17 protein-coding genes are annotated in these 18,442 nt (G+C 67.3%); 6 read left to right on the top strand and 11 right to left on the bottom strand.

Features of this window, described 5'->3' with window-relative positions; all coding sequences use genetic code 11:
- Nucleotides 1-141 precede the first annotated feature (141 nt).
- The 5 genes from ABE543_RS01900 to dapB form a co-directional block, all read right to left on the bottom strand.
- Nucleotides 142-1,059 carry a phosphoglycerate mutase gene (locus tag ABE543_RS01900; protein ID WP_197571295.1) on the bottom strand — a complete coding sequence of 306 codons (918 nt, stop codon included), beginning with the start codon at nt 1,057-1,059 and terminating at the stop codon, nt 142-144.
- A gap of 4 nt (nt 1,060-1,063) precedes the next feature.
- The gene (gene greA, locus ABE543_RS01895) at nt 1,064-1,528 is read right to left on the bottom strand and encodes a transcription elongation factor GreA (protein WP_346475289.1); all 465 of its coding nucleotides are present in this window, start codon (nt 1,526-1,528) and stop codon (nt 1,064-1,066) included.
- Nucleotides 1,529-1,536: 8 nt separating this feature from the next.
- Entirely contained in the window at nt 1,537-4,779 is a 3,243-nt protein-coding gene (carB, locus tag ABE543_RS01890) for a carbamoyl-phosphate synthase large subunit (protein ID WP_053519344.1), read from the bottom strand.
- 150 nt (nt 4,780-4,929) lie between these two features.
- Nucleotides 4,930-6,057, bottom strand: coding sequence for a glutamine-hydrolyzing carbamoyl-phosphate synthase small subunit (gene carA, locus ABE543_RS01885; protein WP_053519346.1), 1,128 nt, complete (start codon nt 6,055-6,057; stop codon nt 4,930-4,932).
- Between the two features lie 326 nt (nt 6,058-6,383).
- Nucleotides 6,384-7,115 carry a 4-hydroxy-tetrahydrodipicolinate reductase gene (gene dapB / locus ABE543_RS01880; RefSeq protein WP_346475219.1) on the bottom strand — a complete coding sequence of 244 codons (732 nt, stop codon included), beginning with the start codon at nt 7,113-7,115 and terminating at the stop codon, nt 6,384-6,386.
- An 89-nt stretch (nt 7,116-7,204) separates the two neighbouring features.
- Between dapB and ABE543_RS01875 the strand changes: the two genes are divergently transcribed.
- On the top strand, nt 7,205-7,966 hold the full coding sequence (locus ABE543_RS01875; protein ID WP_277381720.1) for a 3-oxoacyl-ACP reductase: 762 nt from the start codon (nt 7,205-7,207) through the stop codon (nt 7,964-7,966).
- A 42-nt stretch (nt 7,967-8,008) separates the two neighbouring features.
- Here the strand turns inward: ABE543_RS01875 and ABE543_RS01870 are convergent, their stop codons facing one another.
- Genes ABE543_RS01870 through ABE543_RS01860 form a run of 3 tightly spaced genes read right to left on the bottom strand, consistent with a single transcriptional unit; the run spans nt 8,009 to nt 10,376 of the window.
- Entirely contained in the window at nt 8,009-8,263 is a 255-nt protein-coding gene (locus ABE543_RS01870; RefSeq protein WP_065175605.1) for a DUF6587 family protein, read from the bottom strand.
- The gene (gene feoB, locus ABE543_RS01865) at nt 8,263-10,125 is read right to left on the bottom strand and encodes a ferrous iron transport protein B (RefSeq protein ID WP_053519515.1); all 1,863 of its coding nucleotides are present in this window, start codon (nt 10,123-10,125) and stop codon (nt 8,263-8,265) included. Before feoB ends, ABE543_RS01870 begins: the two co-directional genes overlap by 1 nt.
- Nucleotides 10,122-10,376, bottom strand: coding sequence for a FeoA family protein (locus ABE543_RS01860; RefSeq protein ID WP_053519514.1), 255 nt, complete (start codon nt 10,374-10,376; stop codon nt 10,122-10,124). Before ABE543_RS01860 ends, feoB begins: the two co-directional genes overlap by 4 nt.
- 119 nt (nt 10,377-10,495) lie before the next feature.
- On the opposite strand from ABE543_RS01860, the gene ABE543_RS01855 reads away from it, so the two are divergent.
- From ABE543_RS01855 to yeiP, 5 genes are all read left to right on the top strand, one after another.
- Nucleotides 10,496-11,284: an enoyl-CoA hydratase/isomerase family protein gene (locus tag ABE543_RS01855; protein ID WP_053519513.1), complete on the top strand. Its 789-nt coding sequence runs from the start codon at nt 10,496-10,498 to the stop codon at nt 11,282-11,284.
- Between the two features lie 2 nt (nt 11,285-11,286).
- Nucleotides 11,287-11,688: a VOC family protein gene (locus tag ABE543_RS01850; RefSeq protein ID WP_346475218.1), complete on the top strand. Its 402-nt coding sequence runs from the start codon at nt 11,287-11,289 to the stop codon at nt 11,686-11,688.
- Nucleotides 11,685-12,578: a hydroxymethylglutaryl-CoA lyase gene (locus ABE543_RS01845; RefSeq protein WP_053519511.1), complete on the top strand. Its 894-nt coding sequence runs from the start codon at nt 11,685-11,687 to the stop codon at nt 12,576-12,578. The genes ABE543_RS01850 and ABE543_RS01845 overlap by 4 nt, the downstream gene beginning before the upstream one ends.
- Before the next feature lie 103 nt (nt 12,579-12,681).
- Nucleotides 12,682-13,452 (top strand): SDR family oxidoreductase, encoded by a 771-nt coding sequence (locus tag ABE543_RS01840; RefSeq protein WP_346475217.1) that lies wholly within the window; start codon nt 12,682-12,684, stop codon nt 13,450-13,452.
- A gap of 48 nt (nt 13,453-13,500) precedes the next feature.
- Nucleotides 13,501-14,067: an elongation factor P-like protein YeiP gene (gene yeiP, locus ABE543_RS01835; RefSeq protein WP_005409468.1), complete on the top strand. Its 567-nt coding sequence runs from the start codon at nt 13,501-13,503 to the stop codon at nt 14,065-14,067.
- Between the two features lie 53 nt (nt 14,068-14,120).
- Here yeiP and ABE543_RS01830 read toward each other — a convergent pair whose 3' ends face one another.
- The 3 genes from ABE543_RS01830 to ABE543_RS01820 all read right to left on the bottom strand — a co-directional run bounded on the left by ABE543_RS01830 (nt 14,121) and on the right by ABE543_RS01820 (nt 18,425).
- Entirely contained in the window at nt 14,121-14,819 is a 699-nt protein-coding gene (locus ABE543_RS01830; protein ID WP_053519509.1) for an MliC family protein, read from the bottom strand.
- Between the two features lie 83 nt (nt 14,820-14,902).
- Nucleotides 14,903-15,295, bottom strand: coding sequence for a nuclear transport factor 2 family protein (locus tag ABE543_RS01825; RefSeq protein WP_277381718.1), 393 nt, complete (start codon nt 15,293-15,295; stop codon nt 14,903-14,905).
- Nucleotides 15,282-18,425 (bottom strand): multidrug efflux RND transporter permease subunit, encoded by a 3,144-nt coding sequence (locus tag ABE543_RS01820; RefSeq protein WP_346475216.1) that lies wholly within the window; start codon nt 18,423-18,425, stop codon nt 15,282-15,284. The genes ABE543_RS01825 and ABE543_RS01820 overlap by 14 nt, the downstream gene beginning before the upstream one ends.
- Nucleotides 18,426-18,442: the final 17 nt, after the last annotated feature.

The raw sequence follows: 18,442 nt of genomic DNA, 5'->3' as shown, positions 1-18,442 counted from the left end.
ACCGCGCGTGGGAGAGGCTGGCGGGATTGCGCCCGGCACCTGCGGTAGTGCCGGCCGCTGGCGGCAACCCCGGCAAACATCGGGGTCAGAGCCGTTCTCCGATGGAAAACGGATCCGACCCCCGCTCGACCGAGTCCCCGGTCAGTCGTGCAGCTGGCGCGGCTTCTTCCAGAACTGCCAGCGCTGTCCGCGATCCAGCTGGAACTGCAGGCCGTCCTCGAAATCGAGCACCAGCCGCTGCAGTTCGCCACGCTTCAACGCGGCCAGCAGCGGGCGGATCGCCTCGTTGCCCAACTGCTGCAGCGAACGCAGCTGGCGCAGGTCAACCAGCGCATCGACAGCCTGCTCACCATCCACCGCCACGCCAGCGGCCTGCGCCAGGCTCTGCAGCAGCGCATCGCGGCTGCGCACCTGCGCATGCACCGTGCTGACCGACACCGGCATCACGCCACCGCCCCAGAACCACAGCGAATTGATCGGCTGCTGGCCCTGCGCGGCACGCTGCTGGTTCCAGGAGTGGTTGTGCAGCAGCACCTGCGCCTCGGTCATCAGCGCCCGCCAGCGGCGGCCGCCCTCGCCTTCCGGCAGGTGCGAGAACAGGTCATCGCCGAGCACCTCGTCGGGACCGTCGAACGCCGGCAGTGCGGTATCGATCGGCAGCCGCAGATACCAGCGCGACGGATCAGGCGCGTCGAGCACGAAGCCGGCCTCGGCGAACAACGGCTGCAGCACCGGCAGCAGGGCGAGGCTGTCTGCCAGGGTTGGTCGCAGGGTTTCGCCGTAGGCCATCATCCGCGCGCCATGCATGTCCGGCACCATGCAGGCCGGATCGGCGCGCAGCCAGCTGGCACCGGCCGCATCGCCCACGTCACGCTGGCGGGTCAGCGCGGCCACCGGCCAGTGCGGCGCGGCGACCTTGAAATGGCGCATCAGCTGCGCCCGTTCACCCGGCTCGACCTGCACCGCTGTGGCACGGCCGAGCGCACGTGCCACATCGTCCGGCAGCGCAGCCGCGGCAAAGCGGCTGCGTGCGGGCAACAGCAGGGTCGCCGTCGCCACGTGCTCAGTCCACGTAGCTGACGCTGACGATCTCGTACTCGCGCTGCCCAGCCGGGGCGTCGATCACGATCGAATCGCCTTCCAGCTTGCCGATCATCGCGCGCGCCACCGGCGAGGAAATCGCGATCAACCCCAGCTTGATATCCGCTTCGAGGTCACCCACGATCTGGTACTTCTTCTCTTCGTCGGTTTCCATGTCGGCCAGGGTCACGCTGGCGCCGAACACCACCTTGGAGCCGGCATTGAGCTTGCTCACGTCGATGATCTCGGCGTGCGACAGCTCGCCTTCCAGCTGCTTGATGCGGCCTTCGATGAAGCCCTGTTCCTCGCGCGCGGCGTGGTACTCGGCATTCTCCTTCAGGTCGCCATGCTCACGCGCTTCGGCGATCGCGGCGATCACCTTCGGCCGCTTGACCGACTTCAGGTGATCCAGTTCGTCGCGCAGCTTCTGCGCGCCCTTCATCGTGATGGGGGCTCTCATGCATTCAACTCCTTGTGCAGCTCCTGCAGCGACCAGACGGGGCCGGTGCCGCGGAATTCCAGTGAATCCACCAGCGCCTTGGCGCCGGCAATGGTGGTCGAGTAGGTGACGCGGTGCTGCAGCGCCTCGCGACGGATCGAGAACGAGTCGTTGATCGCCGAGCGACCTTCGGTCGTGTTGACGATGTAGACGATCTCGCCGTTCTTGATCGAATCGACGATGTGCGGACGACCCTCGACCACCTTGTTGATGATCTCGCACTGCATGCCATGCTGCTGCAGCCAGGCGGCGGTGCCACGGGTGGCCACCAGGCTGTAGCCGCGCGCCAGCAGCGCCTTGGCGACCGGCAGCACGCGCTTCTTGTCCGGGTCGCGCACCGACACGAAGGCCTTGCCGATCGGCGGGGCCTTGATGCCGCCGGCTTCCTGCGCGCGTGCGAAGGCGGCGTTGAAGCTGCGACCGACGCCCATCACCTCGCCGGTGGACCGCATTTCCGGCCCGAGGATCGGATCGACGCCCTGGAACTTGGCGAACGGGAAGATCGCTTCCTTCACCGAGTAGTAGTCCGGCACGATCTCTTCGGTCGCGCCCTGCTCGGCCAGGGTCTTGCCGGCCATGCAGCGTGCGGCGATCTTGGCCAGCGGCATGCCGGTGGCCTTGGACACGAACGGCACCGTGCGCGAGGCACGCGGGTTCACTTCAAGCAGGTAGACGGTGTCGTCGCCCTCGTCGCTGGTCTGGATCGCGAACTGGGTGTTCATCAGGCCCACCACGTTCAGCGCCTTGGCCAGCTCCACCACCTGGCGACGCAGCTCGGCCTGGGTCTCGGCCGACAGCGAGTACGGTGGCAGCGAGCACGAGGAGTCGCCCGAGTGCACGCCGGCCTCTTCGATGTGCTCCATCACGCCACCGATCAGCACGTTGCCATCCTTGTCGGCGATGATGTCGACATCGCACTCGACAGCGTTGTCGAGGAAGCGGTCCAGCAGCACCGGCGAATCGTTGGACACCTTCACCGCATCACGCACGTAGCGGGCCAGATCGGCTTCGCCGTACACGATCTCCATCGCACGGCCACCGAGCACGTAGCTCGGACGCACCACCAGCGGGTAGCCGATCTCGCGGGCCAGCAGCAGGGCTTCCTGGTCGTTGCGGGCGATACGGTTCGGCGGCTGCTTCAGGCCCAGCTTGTCCACCAGCTGCTGGAAACGCTCGCGGTCCTCGGCCAGGTCGATGGAGTCCGGGCTGGTACCGATCACCGGCACGCCATTGGCTTCCAGCGCGCGCGCCAGCTTCAGCGGCGTCTGCCCGCCGTACTGCACGATCACGCCCTTCGGCTGTTCCAGCTCGACGATCTCCAGCACGTCTTCCAGCGTCAGCGGCTCGAAGTACAGGCGGTCGGAGGTGTCGTAGTCGGTCGAAACGGTTTCCGGGTTGCAGTTGACCATGATGGTTTCATAACCATCCTCGCGCAGCGCCAGCGCCGCATGCACGCAGCAGTAGTCGAACTCGATGCCCTGGCCGATGCGGTTCGGACCGCCGCCCAGGATCATGATCTTGTCGCGGTTGCTCGGCGCGGCCTCGCACTCGTCCTCGTAGGTCGAATACAGGTAGGCGGTGCCGGTGGCGAACTCGGCAGCACAGGAGTCCACGCGCTTGTAGACCGGGCGCACCTTGTGGGCACGACGCAGTGCGCGGATGGCCGCTTCGTTGGTGCCGGTCAGCTGGGCCAGGCGGGCGTCGGAGAAACCGGCACGCTTGAGCCTGCGCAGGCGGGCGGCGTCCAGTGCATCGATGCCATCGGCAGCGACTTCACCTTCGGCAGCGATGATTTCCTCGATCTGGTCCAGGAACCAGTGGTCGATGAACGACAGCGCATGGATCTCTTCCACGCTCATGCCGGCGCGGAACGCGTCGGCCACGTAGAACAGGCGCTCCGGACCCGGTGCCTTCAGCTCGCGGCGCAGGGTCTGCAGGTCTTCCTCGTTGGCCAGGTCAAGACCGGTCGGGTCGAAGCCGACCTTGCCGGTTTCCAGGCCGCGCAGCGCCTTCTGTACCGATTCCTGGAAGGTGCGGCCCATCGCCATGACTTCGCCCACCGACTTCATCTGGGTGGTCAGGCGTGCATCGGCGGCCGGGAACTTCTCGAAGGCGAAGCGCGGGATCTTGGTGACCACGTAGTCGATGGACGGCTCGAACGACGCCGGGGTCAGGCCACCGGTGATCTCGTTCTTCAGTTCGTCCAGGGTGTAGCCCACGGCCAGCTTGGCGGCCACCTTCGCGATCGGGAAGCCGGTGGCCTTGGAGGCCAGCGCCGAGGAGCGCGACACGCGCGGATTCATCTCGATGACGACCACGCGGCCGGTCTTCGGGTTGATGCCGAACTGCACGTTGGAGCCGCCGGTATCGACGCCGATCTTGCGCAGCACGGCGATGGAGGCATCGCGCAGGCGCTGGTATTCCTTGTCGGTCAGGGTCTGCGCCGGGGCCACGGTGATCGAGTCACCGGTGTGCACGCCCATCGGATCGAGATTCTCGATCGAGCACACGATGATGCAGTTGTCGGCGGTGTCACGCACCACCTCCATCTCGAATTCCTTCCAGCCCAGCACCGACTCTTCCACCAGCACTTCGGTGGTCGGCGACAGTTCCAGGCCGCGGCTGACGATTTCCACCAGCTCTTCGCGGTTGTAGGCGATACCACCGCCGCTGCCGCCCAGGGTGAAGCTCGGACGGATGATGGTCGGGTAGCCGACGCGGGTCTGGATCTCCAGCGCTTCGTCCAGCGTGTGAGCGACGGCGGCGGTCGGGCACTCCAGGCCGATCTCGCCCATCGCCACGCGGAACAGCTCGCGGTCTTCGGCCATGCGGATCGCTTCGCGCTTGGCACCGATCAGCTCGACGTTGTACTTCTCCAGCACGCCGTTGTCGGCCAGGTCCAGCGCGCAGTTCAGCGCGGTCTGTCCCCCCATGGTCGGCAGCAGCGCGTCGGGCTTCTCCTTGGCGATGATCTTCTCGACCGTCTGCCAGTTGATCGGCTCGATGTAGACGGCGTCGGCCATCTCCGGGTCGGTCATGATCGTGGCCGGGTTGCTGTTGACCAGCACCACGCGGTAACCCTCGTCGCGCAGGGCCTTGCAGGCCTGGGCGCCGGAGTAGTCGAACTCGCAGGCCTGGCCGATGACGATCGGGCCGGCACCGATGATGAGGATGGTCTTTAGGTCAGTGCGCTTGGGCATTTTCTTCTCTAAGTCAGTACAGCGTGACAAGGGGGAGTGATCGCACGCTGTCGATCAGGAATCTCGATCCGCAGCGCCGCGCCGGGAGGCAGCAGCAATGCGGGGGCTTACGGTCCATCGCGGTGCCACCGGTGGCCGGTGGCCTGCGGATCACGCCTTGGCCTGTTCCATCAGGGTCACGAAACGGTCGAACAGCGGACCGACGTCGTGCGGGCCCGGCGACGCTTCCGGATGGCCCTGGAAGGAGAACGCCGGCACATCGGTGCGTGCGATGCCCTGGTTGGTGCCATCGAACAGCGACCGGTGGGTCACGCGCAACGTCGCCGGCAGGGTGGCTTCATCGACCGCGAAACCATGGTTCTGCGAGGTGATCATCACCCGGCCACTGTCCAGGTCCTGCACCGGATGGTTCGCACCATGGTGGCCATGGCCCATCTTGACGGTCTGCGCGCCCGAGGCCAGGCCCAGCAGCTGGTGGCCCAGGCAGATGCCGAAGGTCGGAATCTTCACGTCGATGAAGGTCTTGATCGCGGCGATCGCGTAATCGCACGGCTCCGGGTCACCCGGGCCATTGGACAGGAAGACACCGTCGGGCTTCAGCGCCAGCACTTCAGCCGCCGGGGTCTGCGCCGGCACCACGGTCACTTCGCAGCCGCGTTCGGCCAGCATGCGCAGGATGTTGGTCTTCACGCCGAAATCGTAGGCCACGACCTTGAAGCGGGCCGGCACGCTGACGAAGGCGTTGGCATCCAGGTCCAGCTGGCCCTCGGTCCAGACATAGGTCTTCTCGGTAGTGACGACCTTGGCCAGATCCATGCCCTTCAGGCCCGGGAACTTGCGGGCGGCTTCCAGCGCCTTCTCAACATCGATGTCACCTGCCATCAGCGCACCGTTCTGGGCGCCGTTCTCGCGCAGGATGCGGGTGAGCTTGCGGGTATCGATGCCAGCGATGGCCACCACGCCACGCTGGATCAGCCAGTCCTGCAGCGACACCTGGCTGCGCCAGTTGCTGGGGCGGCGCGGCACATCGCGCACGATCAGGCCGGCCGACCACACCTTGGAGGCTTCGTCGTCCTGGTCGGTCATGCCGGTGTTGCCAATATGCGGATAGGTCAGCGTGACCATCTGCCGGGCGTAGGACGGATCGGTCAGCACTTCCTGGTAACCGGTCATGGCGGTGTTGAACACCACTTCACCGACGGACAGGCCGGGCGCGCCTACGGATTCGCCCTCGAATACGGTGCCGTCTTCGAGGACGAGGATTGCGGCTTGGGTCACGGAAATCTCACTTTGGCTACCGAGGGGGTGCCGAAGTCACGCCTGTGCTTCACGGAAATCCGGTTGCAAAAAAGCGCGGACGTACGGTTCAGGACCGGTCCGGCTTTGGTGATTCGGCGAGTGCGAATTGTAGCGCTGCCGGAGCGCTCGCGCCAGCGGTTGAGTCGCTTCATGAACAGGCGACTGCGTATTCATTTCAATACGCCCGCGTGTGCAAAGCGCGATGGCCGGGGTCGGATCCCTTTTCATGTGGGAAAAGGGCTCTGACCCCAATCGCGGCGAGGGGTCAGATCCCTTTCCGTGGGAAAGGGATCCGACCCCGTGAATCAGTCCGCCGGGGTGTCCAGCAGGTCGCGCACCCGGTAGCTCCCGGGCGTCCGCCCCTGCAGCTGGCGGGCGGCAAACAGCGCACCGCGGGCGAAGATGTCGCGGTTGGTCGCCCGGTGGACCAGTTCGATGCGCTCGCCCAGGCCGGTGAACTGCACCAGATGCTCACCCACGATATCGCCGGCCCGCAGGCTGGCGTACTGCGGATCCGCCCCACCCCGCTGTGCGGCTGCGCCCAGGGTCAGTGCCGTTCCCGAGGGCGCATCCTTCTTCTGCGTATGGTGCGATTCCACGATGTCGCAGTCCCAGCCCGACAGGGCCTGCGCAGCGCGCTCGACCAGCTCGTCCAGCACCGCGACACCGAGGCTGAAGTTCGAAGCCCATACCAGCGGAATGCGCGCCGCGGCGGCGTCCAGCGCCTGGCGCTGCGCACTGGAGATGCCGGTGGTACCCGATACCAGGCCTGCGCCGCGTTCAACGCACAGGGCCAGCATCGCATCGAAGCCTTCCGGCAGGCTGAAGTCGATGGCCACATCGAATGCCGGCGCCCCTGCCAGCTCGCTGGCGGCAAAGAACGGCACTCCGTCGACCACCCGCTGGGCCGGCGCGCGGCCGGTCACCGCCGCCACGATCTGCAGGGTTTCGGGATGATCGGCGGCCAGCCGCAGCAGGGCCTGGCCCATGCGCCCGGAAGCGCCGTGAATGAGCAATCGCAGGGGAGTCTGGTTCATGCCCCGCAGGCTAGCGGCAGCATGCCCGGTCCGGCAAGCATCATCGCTGCTACGCTGCAGGACTCTTCATGCAATGGACCGCATCTCCCATGCAGATCAGCGAACAGCTGGTACTGGTCACCGGCGCTGGCCGCGGCCTTGGCCAGCATATCGCCCGCGCATTCGCCGCGCAGGGTGCCCGGGTCATCATCAACTACCACCGCAGCGAGGCGGCCGCACGTGCGCTGGCGGTGGAGCTGGGCGGGCAGGCACTCGCGCTCCGCGCCGACGTCACCGACCGGAGCCAGATCGAGGCACTGCTGCAGCAGGCGCTGGCGCATTTCGGCCAGGGCGTGACCACCGTGGTCAACAACGCATTGGCCGATTTCTCCTTCAATGGTGATGCGCGCGACGGCGCCGCCGACATTGGCTGGCCGGCGTTCCAGGCGCAGTTCGAAGGCAGCGTGCGCGGCGCGCTCAACACCGTGCAGGCCGCCCTGCCCGGCATGCAGGCGCGCGGTTTCGGCCGCATCCTCAACATCGGCACCAATCTGTTCCAGAACCCGGTGGTGCCCTATCACGACTACACGGCCGCCAAAGCCGCCCTGCTTTCGCTGACCCGCACCTTGGCCGGCGACCTGGGGCCGCAGGGCATCACCGTCAACATGCTGTCCGGCGGCCTGCTGCGCAGCACCGATGCCAGCGCGGCGACACCGCAGGCGGTGTTCGATTACATCGCCGCCAACACGCCACTGCGCAGCGTGACCACGCCGGCCGAGTTCGCCGACGCCGCGCTGTTCTTCGCCAGCCCCTGGGCGCGCGCGGTCACCGGCCAGAATCTGGTGGTGGACGGTGGGCTGGTGCGGGATTGACGCTTCGGCGAGCGCAGCAGCCCCCGCTCTCTCCCGCCATCGTCAGTGCTGCTTCGGCGGCGTCGGCCCGCAGCTGTCGCAGCCACCACAGGCACCGCCGCCGCCACTGACAGGCGGCGCGATCCTGCGGCCCAGCGCCTGCAGCCAGCCGGCGCGGCCGGGCTTGAGCAGCGCCAGTGCCAAGGCACCGCGCATCCTGCGCACGGTGCCGGGGAACTGCTTTTTCAGTACGACCCACGCGCTGACCAGCACGGCCAGCGCAACGAGCAGGTACTGGAGCAGCAGTCCTGCGTCCATCAGCCGCCTCCCAGCGCCACGGTCACCTGGTAGGTGATCAGCGCTGCAACGTAGGCCGCTGCGAACAGGTAGAACGCCGCGAAACCCATCTTCTTCCACGAGTTGGTCTCACGCTTGATGGTGGCCAGCGTGGAGATGCACATCGGCGCATAGATGAACCACACCAGCAGCGACAGGCCCGTGGCCAGCGACCAGCCATCGGCCACCACCGGCGTGAGCGCCGAGATCGCCGCATCGTCGTCGGCCGCGGACAGCGCGTACACCGTCGCCAGCGACGAAACCGCCACTTCACGCGCGGCCAGGCCCGGAATCAGTGCGATGCAGATCTGCCAGTTGAAACCCAGCGGGGCGAAAACCGCGGTCATTGCATGGCCGATGCGGCCGGCGTAGCTGTAATCGATGGCCGGCAGCGTGGCGTCGGCGGGCGCACCGGGGAACGACAGCAGGAACCACAGCAGCACGGTCAACGCCAGGATGATGCCGCCCACGCGCCGCAGGAAGATCATGCCGCGCTCATACAGGCCGACTGCCAGATCACGCGGATGCGGAATACGGTACGAGGGCAGCTCCAGCATCAGCGGATGCTCGCTCTTGTCGCGGCGCCACTTCTTCATGACCCACGACATCGCCAGCGCGCTGAGGATGCCGGCCACGTACAGTCCGAACAGCACCAGGCCCTGCTGGTTGAAGATACCGACCTTGCCATCGGGAATGAAGGCGGCGATCAGCAGGGCATACACCGGCAGGCGGGCCGAACAGGTCATCAGCGGCGCCACCAGGATCGTCGCCAGCCGGTCGCGTGGATCCTGGATGCTGCGGGTGGCCATGATGCCCGGCACCGCGCAGGCGAAGCTGGACAGCAGCGGGATGAACGAACGCCCCGACAGGCCGGCCGCGGCCATCAGCCGATCGAGCAGGAACGCTGCACGTGGCAGATAGCCGGACTCTTCCAGCGCGAGGATGAACGCGAACAGGATCAGGATCTGCGGCAGGAACACCACCACGCCTCCCAGGCCGGCGATGATGCCGTCGGTGAGCAGACTGGTCAGCGGCCCCTCCGGCAGCGCGCCACCGACCACCTCGCCCAGCCAGCCGAAGCCGGCCTCGATGCCATCCATCAGCGGTGTCGCCCAGGCGAACACCGCCTGGAAGATCAGGAACATCACCACGACCAGCGTCACCAGTCCGAACACCGGATGCAGCAGCCAGCGGTCAAGCGTGTCGTCGATCTTCGCGGTGCGTGCCGGCATGCGCACGGCCACCGCCAGGATGTCGCGTACCCGGGCGTGGTAGTCGATGCCGTCCTCGGCCGGCGGTACCGGCGCATCCAGGTGCGGCACCATGCGGTCCAGGCGCTCGACCAGCGCACGCGCACCCTGCTTGCGTACCGCCACGGTCTCGACCACCGGCACGCCCAGCTCGCGCTCCAGCGCTGCCACGTCCAGCTGGATGCCACGGCGCTCGGCCGCATCCACCATGTTCAGCGCCACCACCATCGGTTTGCCCAACTCGCGCAGTTCCAGTGCGAAGCGCAGGTGCAGGCGCAGGTTGGTGGCATCGATCACGCACAACAGTACGTCCGGCGCGGCCTCGCCCGGATAGAAGCCGCGGCACAGGTCGCGGGTGATCGCCTCGTCCAGGCTCGCCGGGTGCAGGCTGTACGCACCCGGCAGGTCAAGCACGGCGAACTCGCGGCCGGAGGGTGCGCGCAGGCGTCCTTCCTTGCGCTCGACGGTCACGCCGGTGTAATTGGCGACCTTCTGCCGGCTGCCGGTCAGCTGGTTGAACAGGGCGGTCTTGCCGCTGTTCGGGTTACCGACCAGCGCGATGCGCAGGGGGGCGGCAGTGGCGGATGCGGTCATGCACGTCTTTCCTGGCTGGCAGCGTCGATCACGACGCGCTTGGCTTCACTGATACGCAGTGCGAAACGGGTGAACCCGACCTGCACCAGCAACGGCTCTCCCCCCAGTGGGCCCTTGGCCACCAGGCGGACCTCCTCGCCCTTGACGAAGCCCAGCTCGCGCAGGCGGCGGGCAATGGCATCGTTGGCATGCAGGTCCTGCACGGAGTCGACCACGGCCGAGGTATGCAGGGGCAGTTCGGACAGCGTCATCTAGCCTGTTCTCTGCTGGATGTAAATGGTTCTCGATTCTAACATTCCCGCGTCGCGTCATGGCCCATGACCAATGGCCCGCTATGATCCATACAGGTATGGAGTGACCCTGGAATCCCATGAACGATGCTTTGCAGATCGAGCGCAGTGGCGCCGTCCTCACCCTCTGGCTGAACCGGCCGGAGCTGCACAACGCCTTCGATGCCGGCCTGATCGCCCGGCTGACCGCCGCGCTGGAGGCGGCCGGGCGGGAAGACGCGGTGCGCGCGGTGGTGGTGGCCGGCCACGGCGCATCCTTCTCGGCCGGTGCCGACCTGCAGTGGATGCGGGGCATGGCCGCTGCCAGCGAGGCTGACAACCGCGAGGATTCTCTGGCCCTGGCGCGCCTGATGCGCACCCTGGACGAACTGCCCAAGCCGACCCTGGCCCGGGTCCACGGTGCCGCCTTCGGCGGGGGTGTCGGTCTGGTCGCCTGCTGCGACATCGCCATCGCCAGCACCAGCGCCCGGTTCGGCCTGACCGAAAGCCGCCTTGGCCTGCTGCCGGCCGTGATCTCGCCGTACGTGATCGAGGCGATCGGGCCGCGTCAGGCCCGCCGCTGGTTCGCGACCGGCGAGCACTTCGACGCCGACACCGCGCTGCGCATCGGCCTGGTGCACCAGCTGGTGGAACCGGAGCGGCTGGACGAGGCGGTGCAGCGCCAGCTGGCCCTGCTCGACAAGGCCGGCCCGATCGCCTCAGCGTCGGCCAAGCGCCTGGTCCGGCAGGTCCGTGACAGCCATGACCGCGATGCGCTCGACCGCGACAATGCCGCCCTGATCGCGCGCCTGCGGGTCTCGGCCGAGGGTCAGGAAGGCCTGGGCGCCTTCCTCGACAAGCGCGCCCCCCATTGGGTCACGGAGGCCTGAACATGCTCGATCATCTTGGTTTGACCAGCACCGACCTGGCGCGCAGCAGGGCGTTCTTCAGCCAGGCACTGGCCCCACTGCAGATCGGCGTGGTGATGGAAGTCACCGCGGAGCAGACCGGCACCCACGACCAGGTCGGCTTCGGCCGCGATGGCAAGCCGTTCTTCTGGATCGGCAATGGCGGCAGCGTCAGCCATGGCGTGCACGTCGCCTTCGCCTGTACCGGCCGCGCGCAGGTGGACGCGTTCCATGCCGCCGCCCTGGCCGCCGGAGGACGCGACAATGGCGGTCCCGGCGTACGTCCCTGGTATCACCCGAACTACTACGCCGCCTTCGTGCTCGACCCGGACGGCAACAACATCGAGGCGGTCTGCCAGCGCCCCGCTGCGGAGACGGAGGCATGAGCGACTACGTCCGCATCGTCGAGGTCGGCCCGCGGGACGGCCTGCAGAACGAAAAGCAACCGGTCTCTACGGCCGACAAGATCGAGCTCATCAACCGCCTGTCGGCCACCGGCCTGCGCAGCATCGAAGCGACCAGTTTCGTCAGCCCGAAGTGGGTGCCGCAGCTGGCGGATGCCGCTGAGGTCTATGCCGGCATCCAGCGCCGGCCCGGCATCCACTATCCAGTGCTGGTACCGAATGAACAGGGCTACGAGCGGGCGCTCGCGGTCGGCGTGGAGGAAGTGGCGGTGTTCACGGCCGCCTCCGAGGCGTTCAACCGCACCAACACCAACGCCGGCATCGACGAGTCGCTGGCCCGCTTCGAGCCGATCCTGCGCCGCGCCGCCGCCGATGGCGTACGGGTGCGCGGCTATGTCTCCACCGTGCTGGGGTGTCCCTACCAGGGCGAGGTCCCCCTGGCCGATGTGGTGCGGGTGGCGCGCGCCCTGCACCAGATGGGCTGCTATGAGATCTCGCTGGGCGACACGATCGGCGTCGGCACGCCGCGCAAGGCGCGGGCGATGCTGCAGGCAGTCGCCGCGGAGATCCCGATGAGCGCGCTGGCCGTGCACTTCCATGACACCTACGGGCAGGCCATTGCCAACATCGCCACCTGCCTGGAAGAAGGCGTGCGCGTGGTCGACAGCGCCGTCTCCGGCGCGGGCGGCTGCCCTTACGCGAAAGGCGCCAGCGGCAACGTCGCCAGCGAGGACGTGGTCTATCTGCTGCAGGGCCTTGGCCTGGACAGCGGGGTGGACCTGCCGGCGCTGGCGGAAACCGGTCGTTGGCTGGCCGGCCTGCTCGGGCGTGCGACCGCCAGCCGCACCGGCCAGGCCCTCGCGGCCGTCTGATTCATCAGGGCGCGTCGCCCGGGCTCCGGGCGGCGCGGTGCACAACGGCAGCGGTCGTGGCTTCCGTTAGAATCGGCGGTTCTCGAACCTGCAGGACCGTGCAATGCAGCTGTCTTCCGTACGTGCCGTGATCACCGGCGGCGTTTCCGGCCTTGGCCTGGCCGTGGCCGAGCACCTCGTCGCCCAAGGCGGCAAGGTGGCCCTGTTCGACCTCAACGACGACAAAGGCAGCGCCGCCGTCGCCACGCTGGGTGCCGACAACGCCCGCTATTTCAACGTCAACGTCAGTGATGAAGCTGCCGTGGCGGCGGCCATCGACCAGGCCCACGATTTCCTCGGCGGGCTCAACGTGGCGATGAACTGCGCCGGCATCCTCGGCGCTGGCCGTGTGCTCGGCAAGGAAGGTCCGATGCCGCTGGCCGGCTTCCAGGGCACGGTGATGGTCAACCTGGTCGGCAGCTTCAACGTGGCCAAGGCCGCCGCCAACCGCATGCAGCACAACGAGGCCGGCGCCGATGGCGAACGGGGTGTCATCATCAACACCGCCAGCATCGCCGCCTATGAGGGCCAGATCGGCCAGGCCGCGTACGCCGCCAGCAAGGGCGGTGTGGTGTCGATGACGCTGCCGATGGCCCGCGAGCTCTCGCGCTTCGGCATCCGCGTCAACACCATCGCCCCGGGCGTGTTCTGGACACCGATGGTCGATGGCATGCCCGAAGCCGTACAGCAGTCGCTTGCCGCCTCGATCCCGTTCCCGTCGCGGCTGGGCAAGCCGGAGGATTTCGCCAGCCTGGTCGGCTTCATCCTCGGCAACACCTACCTCAATGGCGAGACCATCCGCCTGGACGGCGCTACCCGCCTCGCTCCGAAGTGATTCCCCCGGGCGCCGGGACGGCGTCCACCCCCAACGACCCAGATCACCATGAAAGCCAACGACATCAAGAAGGGCAACGTCGTCGAGTACAACAACGGCGTCTACCAGATCCGCGACATCGAGCGCAGCTCCCCGCAGGGCCGGGGTGGCAACGTCCGCTTCCGCTTCATCATGTACAGCGTGCCGGGCGGCAACAAGCTCGATGCCAGCTTCGATGCCGACGACAATCTGGTCGAGGTCGAACTGCTGCGCCGCCAGTCCACCTATTCGTACAAGGATGGCGATGCGTTCGTCTTCCTCGATGACGAGGACTACACCCCCTACACCCTGGATGCGGACGTCATCGGCGACGACGCCGGCTACATCACCGATGGCCTGACCGGCATCTACGTGCAGGTGATCGACGAGCAGCCGGTGGCCATCCAGTTGCCGGCCTCGGTGGTGCTGGAAGTGATCGAGACCCCGCCGGAACTGAAGGGCGGCACCGCCACCAAGCGTCCGAAACCGGCCAAGCTCAATACCGGGATCGAGATCATGGTGCCGGAGTACATCGTCAATGGCGAACGCGTGCTGGTGAACACTGCCACCGGCGAGTTCGCAGGCCGCGCGGACTGAGCTGACCGCACGCGCCTGGCAGAGCCGAGCCCCGCTCGGCTCTGCCGACCAACTTACGGCTGCCTGGCGCCGAAATTGCCACACCCATGGTACTGGCGCGTGCCGACGGTCAGCATCGCCTTCGCCTCGAACGGCTCGCCGCTCATGTCGTCCGTGCACGTCGTGCGCTGGAAGGTGAGCTTGATGTCGGTACCGTCCGCAGCCTTGCCACTCCACCCGTCCGCCCCCTGGTTGGGCGCGCCCACGTCGAAGTGCCGCTGGCCATAATCGACCTGCACCTGCAGGCCCGGCGTGTCACCGTCGACCACCGCCAGCCAGCCCGGTTCGTTGCCGGTCGCCCTGAACGCGGCAGCACCGGCACGGCCGTCGCCTTCCGTGGTCTCCACCGCGCGGCACTCGCGGTCCACTTCGCCCTTCAGGCTGAGCAGCCCGTCGTCGTGGCCCTTCGTCCAGAAACTGTTGCCCTGCCCGTCGCCGTACTTCGCCCCCGAAGCAGCACGCTCGGAGGTCATGGCGAACGTGCGATCCCCGATCACCACGGTGGCTGCGTCCTCGCCGTTGAACGTCGCACGCACGGCCAGATCGCCACACTGATAGGCCGTCTGGCTGGCGGTCGAGTTCGTGGACAGCGGCTGCGGCTCCGGCGGCGCCGGGTCAGCCGTGCCACCTGCTGCGGCAGGCGGTGTCGATGGCTGGCAGGCCGCCAGCACCAGGGCCAGCGAAGCCGTCGACAGACTGGAAACTACACGCATGACTCGACTCCTTGTCGACCGTACTGAAGATAACCACCCTATCATCCGGCGATGAGCCGGCGCTGAAACCGATGTGATCGCGTTCACGCCGCGAGCACCGTCATCGACAGCAGCTGCGCGCCCTCCCCGCCGGAACTACAGGCCCAGACCCGCAACAGACGCACCCGCAATGCCTGCTCCTGCCCGTGCCGGACGACCACCATCTGCACCGGGCTGGACAGCAGCGCCAGCCGACCGCACAGCAGGGTGTCCACCGCCTGCAGATGCAGCACCCGCACCTGCAGGTGCCCGCCCAACCAGTCATCCAGCCAGGGCAGATCAAACAGACGCCCGCCATCGCCATCCATCATGAACATCGCCGGCGACAACAGCAGCGACAGTGCCTGCCGATCACCCTCGATCAGGGCCTGGCACAGGCGCCGTTCCAGCGCCTTCAGCTGTACGTCGTGCAGCGTTTGACCGTTATCCGTTCCCATCCGTAGATCCTTCCGGCAGTGGCCGGCGCCTGCGCAGGCGCCGCGCGATCCGTTGCCGCACCCCCTGCACCACCACATAGAACACCGGCACGAAGAACACCGCGAGCACGGTCGCGCTGACCATGCCACCGAACACACCGGTACCGATTGCCTGCTGTGTTTCCTTCGAGGCACCCTGCGCCACCATCAGGGGCACCACGCCGAGCGCGAACGCCAGCGACGTCATCACGATGGGCCGCAGGCGCAGGCGCGCTGCCTCCACGGCCGCTTCCACCAGCCCGCGTCCCTGCTGCTGCAGCTGTCGCGCGAACTCGACGATCAGGATCGCGTTCTTCGCCGACAGGCCGATCACCGTGATCATGCCGACCTTGAAGAAAACGTCGTTGGGCATGCCCCGCAGCAGCACCGCCGCTACGGCTCCCAGCAGGCCCAGCGGCACCACCAGCATCACCGCCATTGGTATGGACCAGCTCTCGTACAGCGCCGCCAGGACCAGGAACACCACCAGCATCGACAGCAGCAGCAACCACGGGGCCTGCGCGCCGGACTCGCGCTCCTGCAGCGACTGACTGGTCCACTGCAGTGCGAAGCCCGCCGGCAGCTGCCGGGCCAGGCGCTCCATCTCGTCCATCGCCTGCCCGGTGGAAACGCCCGACGCGGGCGCGCCGGACAGATTCAATGCCGGGAAGCCGAGATAGCGCTGCAGCTGCAGGGGCGCTTCCGTCCACTGCGGATCGACCAGCTCCGACAGCGCCACCATGCCCCCTTCGCTGTTGCGGACATACAGCTTGAGCACGTCGCCCAGCTCCATCCGGTACGGCGCATCGGCCTGGACGATGACCTGCTGCAGCCGTCCCTTGTTCGGAAAGTCGTTGACGTATTGCGAGCCCATTGCCGCCGACAGCGTTCCGCTGATCTCGCTGAACGCCACGCCCATCGCCTCGGCCTTGGCGCGATCGATGTCAAGCCGGACGCTGGTACCTGCGGGCATTCCATCGGCATGCACATCGGACAGCAGTGTGCTGGCCTGGGCCAGCTGCAGCAGCTGCTGGAGGGCAGCGCGCAGCTCGGCCTGGGTCTGCCCGGTCCGCGCCTGCAGCGCCAGCGAGAAGCCTGACGAGCGGCCGAGGCTGTCGATGGCCGGCGGCATCACGCTCATGACTTCGCCCTCGACCAGCGTCGACATCGCCTTCCGTACCGCCTCCACCTCGCCGGCAGCCGTCGCACCGGCACGCTCCCCCCAATCCTTCAGCATCGTGTAGGCCAGTGCCGCACTCGGCCCCGAGCCGGAGAAGCTGTACCCGAGGATCGACTGGTTGGATGCAACGCCGGGGCGCGAGGCCACGTGACGTTCGTACGCTTCAACGACGGCAAGCGTGCGCTCGGTGGTCGCCTCGGCCGGCAGCTGGATCGAGGTCATGAAGTACCCCTGGTCCTCCTCCGGCAGGAATGCCCCGGGCAACCCGTTCAGGCCCAGCAGAAGCGCTGCCACCAGTGCGACGAACACCCCCATCACGCGCCCGCTTCGCTGCAGCACAGCGGCCACGCCACGCTGGTAGCGGCCGGTCATCCGCTCGAAGCCGCGGTTGAAGGCGCCGAACAGGCCACTGCGGCCATGATGCCCGCGTGTACTTCCGCGCAGCAGCGTGGCGCACAGTGCAGGCGTGAGGCTGAGCGCCAGCAGTGCGGAGAACAGGATCGATACCGACATCGCCACGGTGAACTGACGGTAGATCGCGCCTACCGAACCACTGGCGAACGCCATCGGAATGAACACCGCGGTCAGTACCAGGGTGATGCCGATCACCGCGCCGGTCAGTTCGCGCATTGCCTTGATCGTCGCCTCGCGGGGTGGCAACCCCTCCTCGGCCATGATCCGTTCCACGCCTTCGACCACCACGATCGCATCATCGACGATGATGCCGATCGCCAGCACCATGCCGAACATGGTGAGGACGTTGATCGAGAACCCCAGCGCCAGCATCGCCGCGAACGTACCCAGCAGCGCAATCGGCGCGACCACGGCAGGTATCAGCGTATAGCGCCAGTTCTGCAGGAACAGGTACATCACCGCGAACACCAGCAGCATGGCCTCCAGCAGTGTCTGCACTACTTTGCGGATCGAGATGCTGACGAAGGGTGCGGTATCGAACGGAATGCTCGCCTCGACACCACGCGGCAGCAGCGGCGCCAGCTCGGCCATCCTTTCGCGCACCGCTGCCGCAGTGCGTACGGCGTTCGCTCCGGGCCGCAGCTGGACGCCCGCCGCCGTCGCAGGCTGACCATCCTCTCGGGTACCCCAGGCGTAGCTCTGCGCCCCCAGTTCGACCCGGGCGACGTCACCCAGCAGTACCCGCGAGCCATCCGCCCGCGCACGCAGCACGATCGAAGCGAACTGCGCGGGCGTGGACAGCTGGCCATCGGCGGTCAGCGGCACGGTCAGGCGCTGGCCGGGCAGACCGGGGGAGTCGCCGATGCGACCCGGTGCGATCTCCAGGTTCTGCTGCTCGATGGCGCTGGCCACGTCACCGATGGTCAGGCCGTACCCGGTCAGCCGCGTGGGATCGAGCCAGACGCGCATCGCCTGCTCCGCGCCGAACAGCTGCACGCGACCGACACCGTCGATGCGGCGCAGTTCCTCGATGATGTTGCGCGCCATGAAGTCACCCAGCGCGGCCTCGCTGACGCTGGCATCCGGCGAACGCAGGCCGACCAGCATCAGGAAACCGGAATCGGCCGCCTCCACGTACAGCCCGTTCTGGCGCACGCTGCGCGGCAACCGCGGCTCGATCGCCTTGATCCGGTTCTGCACATCGACCTGGGCCAGTTCGGGGTTGGTTCCCGGCTGGAAGGTCGCCGTGATCGACGCCTCCCCGGAGGTATCCACCGACGATTCGAAGTACAGCAGGTGCTTGACGCTGGACAGTTCGCGCTCGATCAGCGCGACCACCGCATCGTTCAATGTCTGCGGGCTTGCGCCTGGATAGCTCGCATAGATGCTGACACTGGGCGGAGCGACTGCCGGGTAGCGCTCCACGGCCAACCGCGGAATCGCCAGGACACCGGCAAGGATGATGAAGATCGCCAGCACCCAGGCGAACACCGGGCGATCGATGAAGAAACGTGCCATGTTGGGTTTTCCTGGAT

Origin of the sequence: Stenotrophomonas sp. TWI169, assembly GCF_039674705.1 — a bacterium.
GTDB lineage: Bacteria > Pseudomonadota > Gammaproteobacteria > Xanthomonadales > Xanthomonadaceae > Stenotrophomonas > Stenotrophomonas maltophilia_P.
Note: the sequence above shows the minus strand (reverse complement) of the source record. Positions and strands in the feature narration are given on the sequence as shown.

What these genes read in the sequence shown, in the direction of transcription:
- carB (WP_053519344.1), bottom strand. Translation starts at nt 4,779, where the DNA reads ATGCCCAAGCGCACTGACCTAAAGACCATCCTCATCATCGGTGCCGGC.
- dapB (WP_346475219.1), bottom strand. Translation starts at nt 7,115, where the DNA reads ATGAACCAGACTCCCCTGCGATTGCTCATTCACGGCGCTTCCGGGCGC.
- ABE543_RS01875 (WP_277381720.1), top strand. Translation starts at nt 7,205, where the DNA reads ATGCAGATCAGCGAACAGCTGGTACTGGTCACCGGCGCTGGCCGCGGC.
- ABE543_RS01870 (WP_065175605.1), bottom strand. Translation starts at nt 8,263, where the DNA reads ATGGACGCAGGACTGCTGCTCCAGTACCTGCTCGTTGCGCTGGCCGTG.
- feoB (WP_053519515.1), bottom strand. Translation starts at nt 10,125, where the DNA reads ATGACCGCATCCGCCACTGCCGCCCCCCTGCGCATCGCGCTGGTCGGT.
- ABE543_RS01860 (WP_053519514.1), bottom strand. Translation starts at nt 10,376, where the DNA reads ATGACGCTGTCCGAACTGCCCCTGCATACCTCGGCCGTGGTCGACTCC.
- ABE543_RS01855 (WP_053519513.1), top strand. Translation starts at nt 10,496, where the DNA reads ATGAACGATGCTTTGCAGATCGAGCGCAGTGGCGCCGTCCTCACCCTC.
- ABE543_RS01850 (WP_346475218.1), top strand. Translation starts at nt 11,287, where the DNA reads ATGCTCGATCATCTTGGTTTGACCAGCACCGACCTGGCGCGCAGCAGG.
- ABE543_RS01845 (WP_053519511.1), top strand. Translation starts at nt 11,685, where the DNA reads ATGAGCGACTACGTCCGCATCGTCGAGGTCGGCCCGCGGGACGGCCTG.
- ABE543_RS01840 (WP_346475217.1), top strand. Translation starts at nt 12,682, where the DNA reads ATGCAGCTGTCTTCCGTACGTGCCGTGATCACCGGCGGCGTTTCCGGC.
- yeiP (WP_005409468.1), top strand. Translation starts at nt 13,501, where the DNA reads ATGAAAGCCAACGACATCAAGAAGGGCAACGTCGTCGAGTACAACAAC.
- ABE543_RS01830 (WP_053519509.1), bottom strand. Translation starts at nt 14,819, where the DNA reads ATGCGTGTAGTTTCCAGTCTGTCGACGGCTTCGCTGGCCCTGGTGCTG.
- ABE543_RS01825 (WP_277381718.1), bottom strand. Translation starts at nt 15,295, where the DNA reads ATGGGAACGGATAACGGTCAAACGCTGCACGACGTACAGCTGAAGGCG.
- ABE543_RS01820 (WP_346475216.1), bottom strand. Translation starts at nt 18,425, where the DNA reads ATGGCACGTTTCTTCATCGATCGCCCGGTGTTCGCCTGGGTGCTGGCG.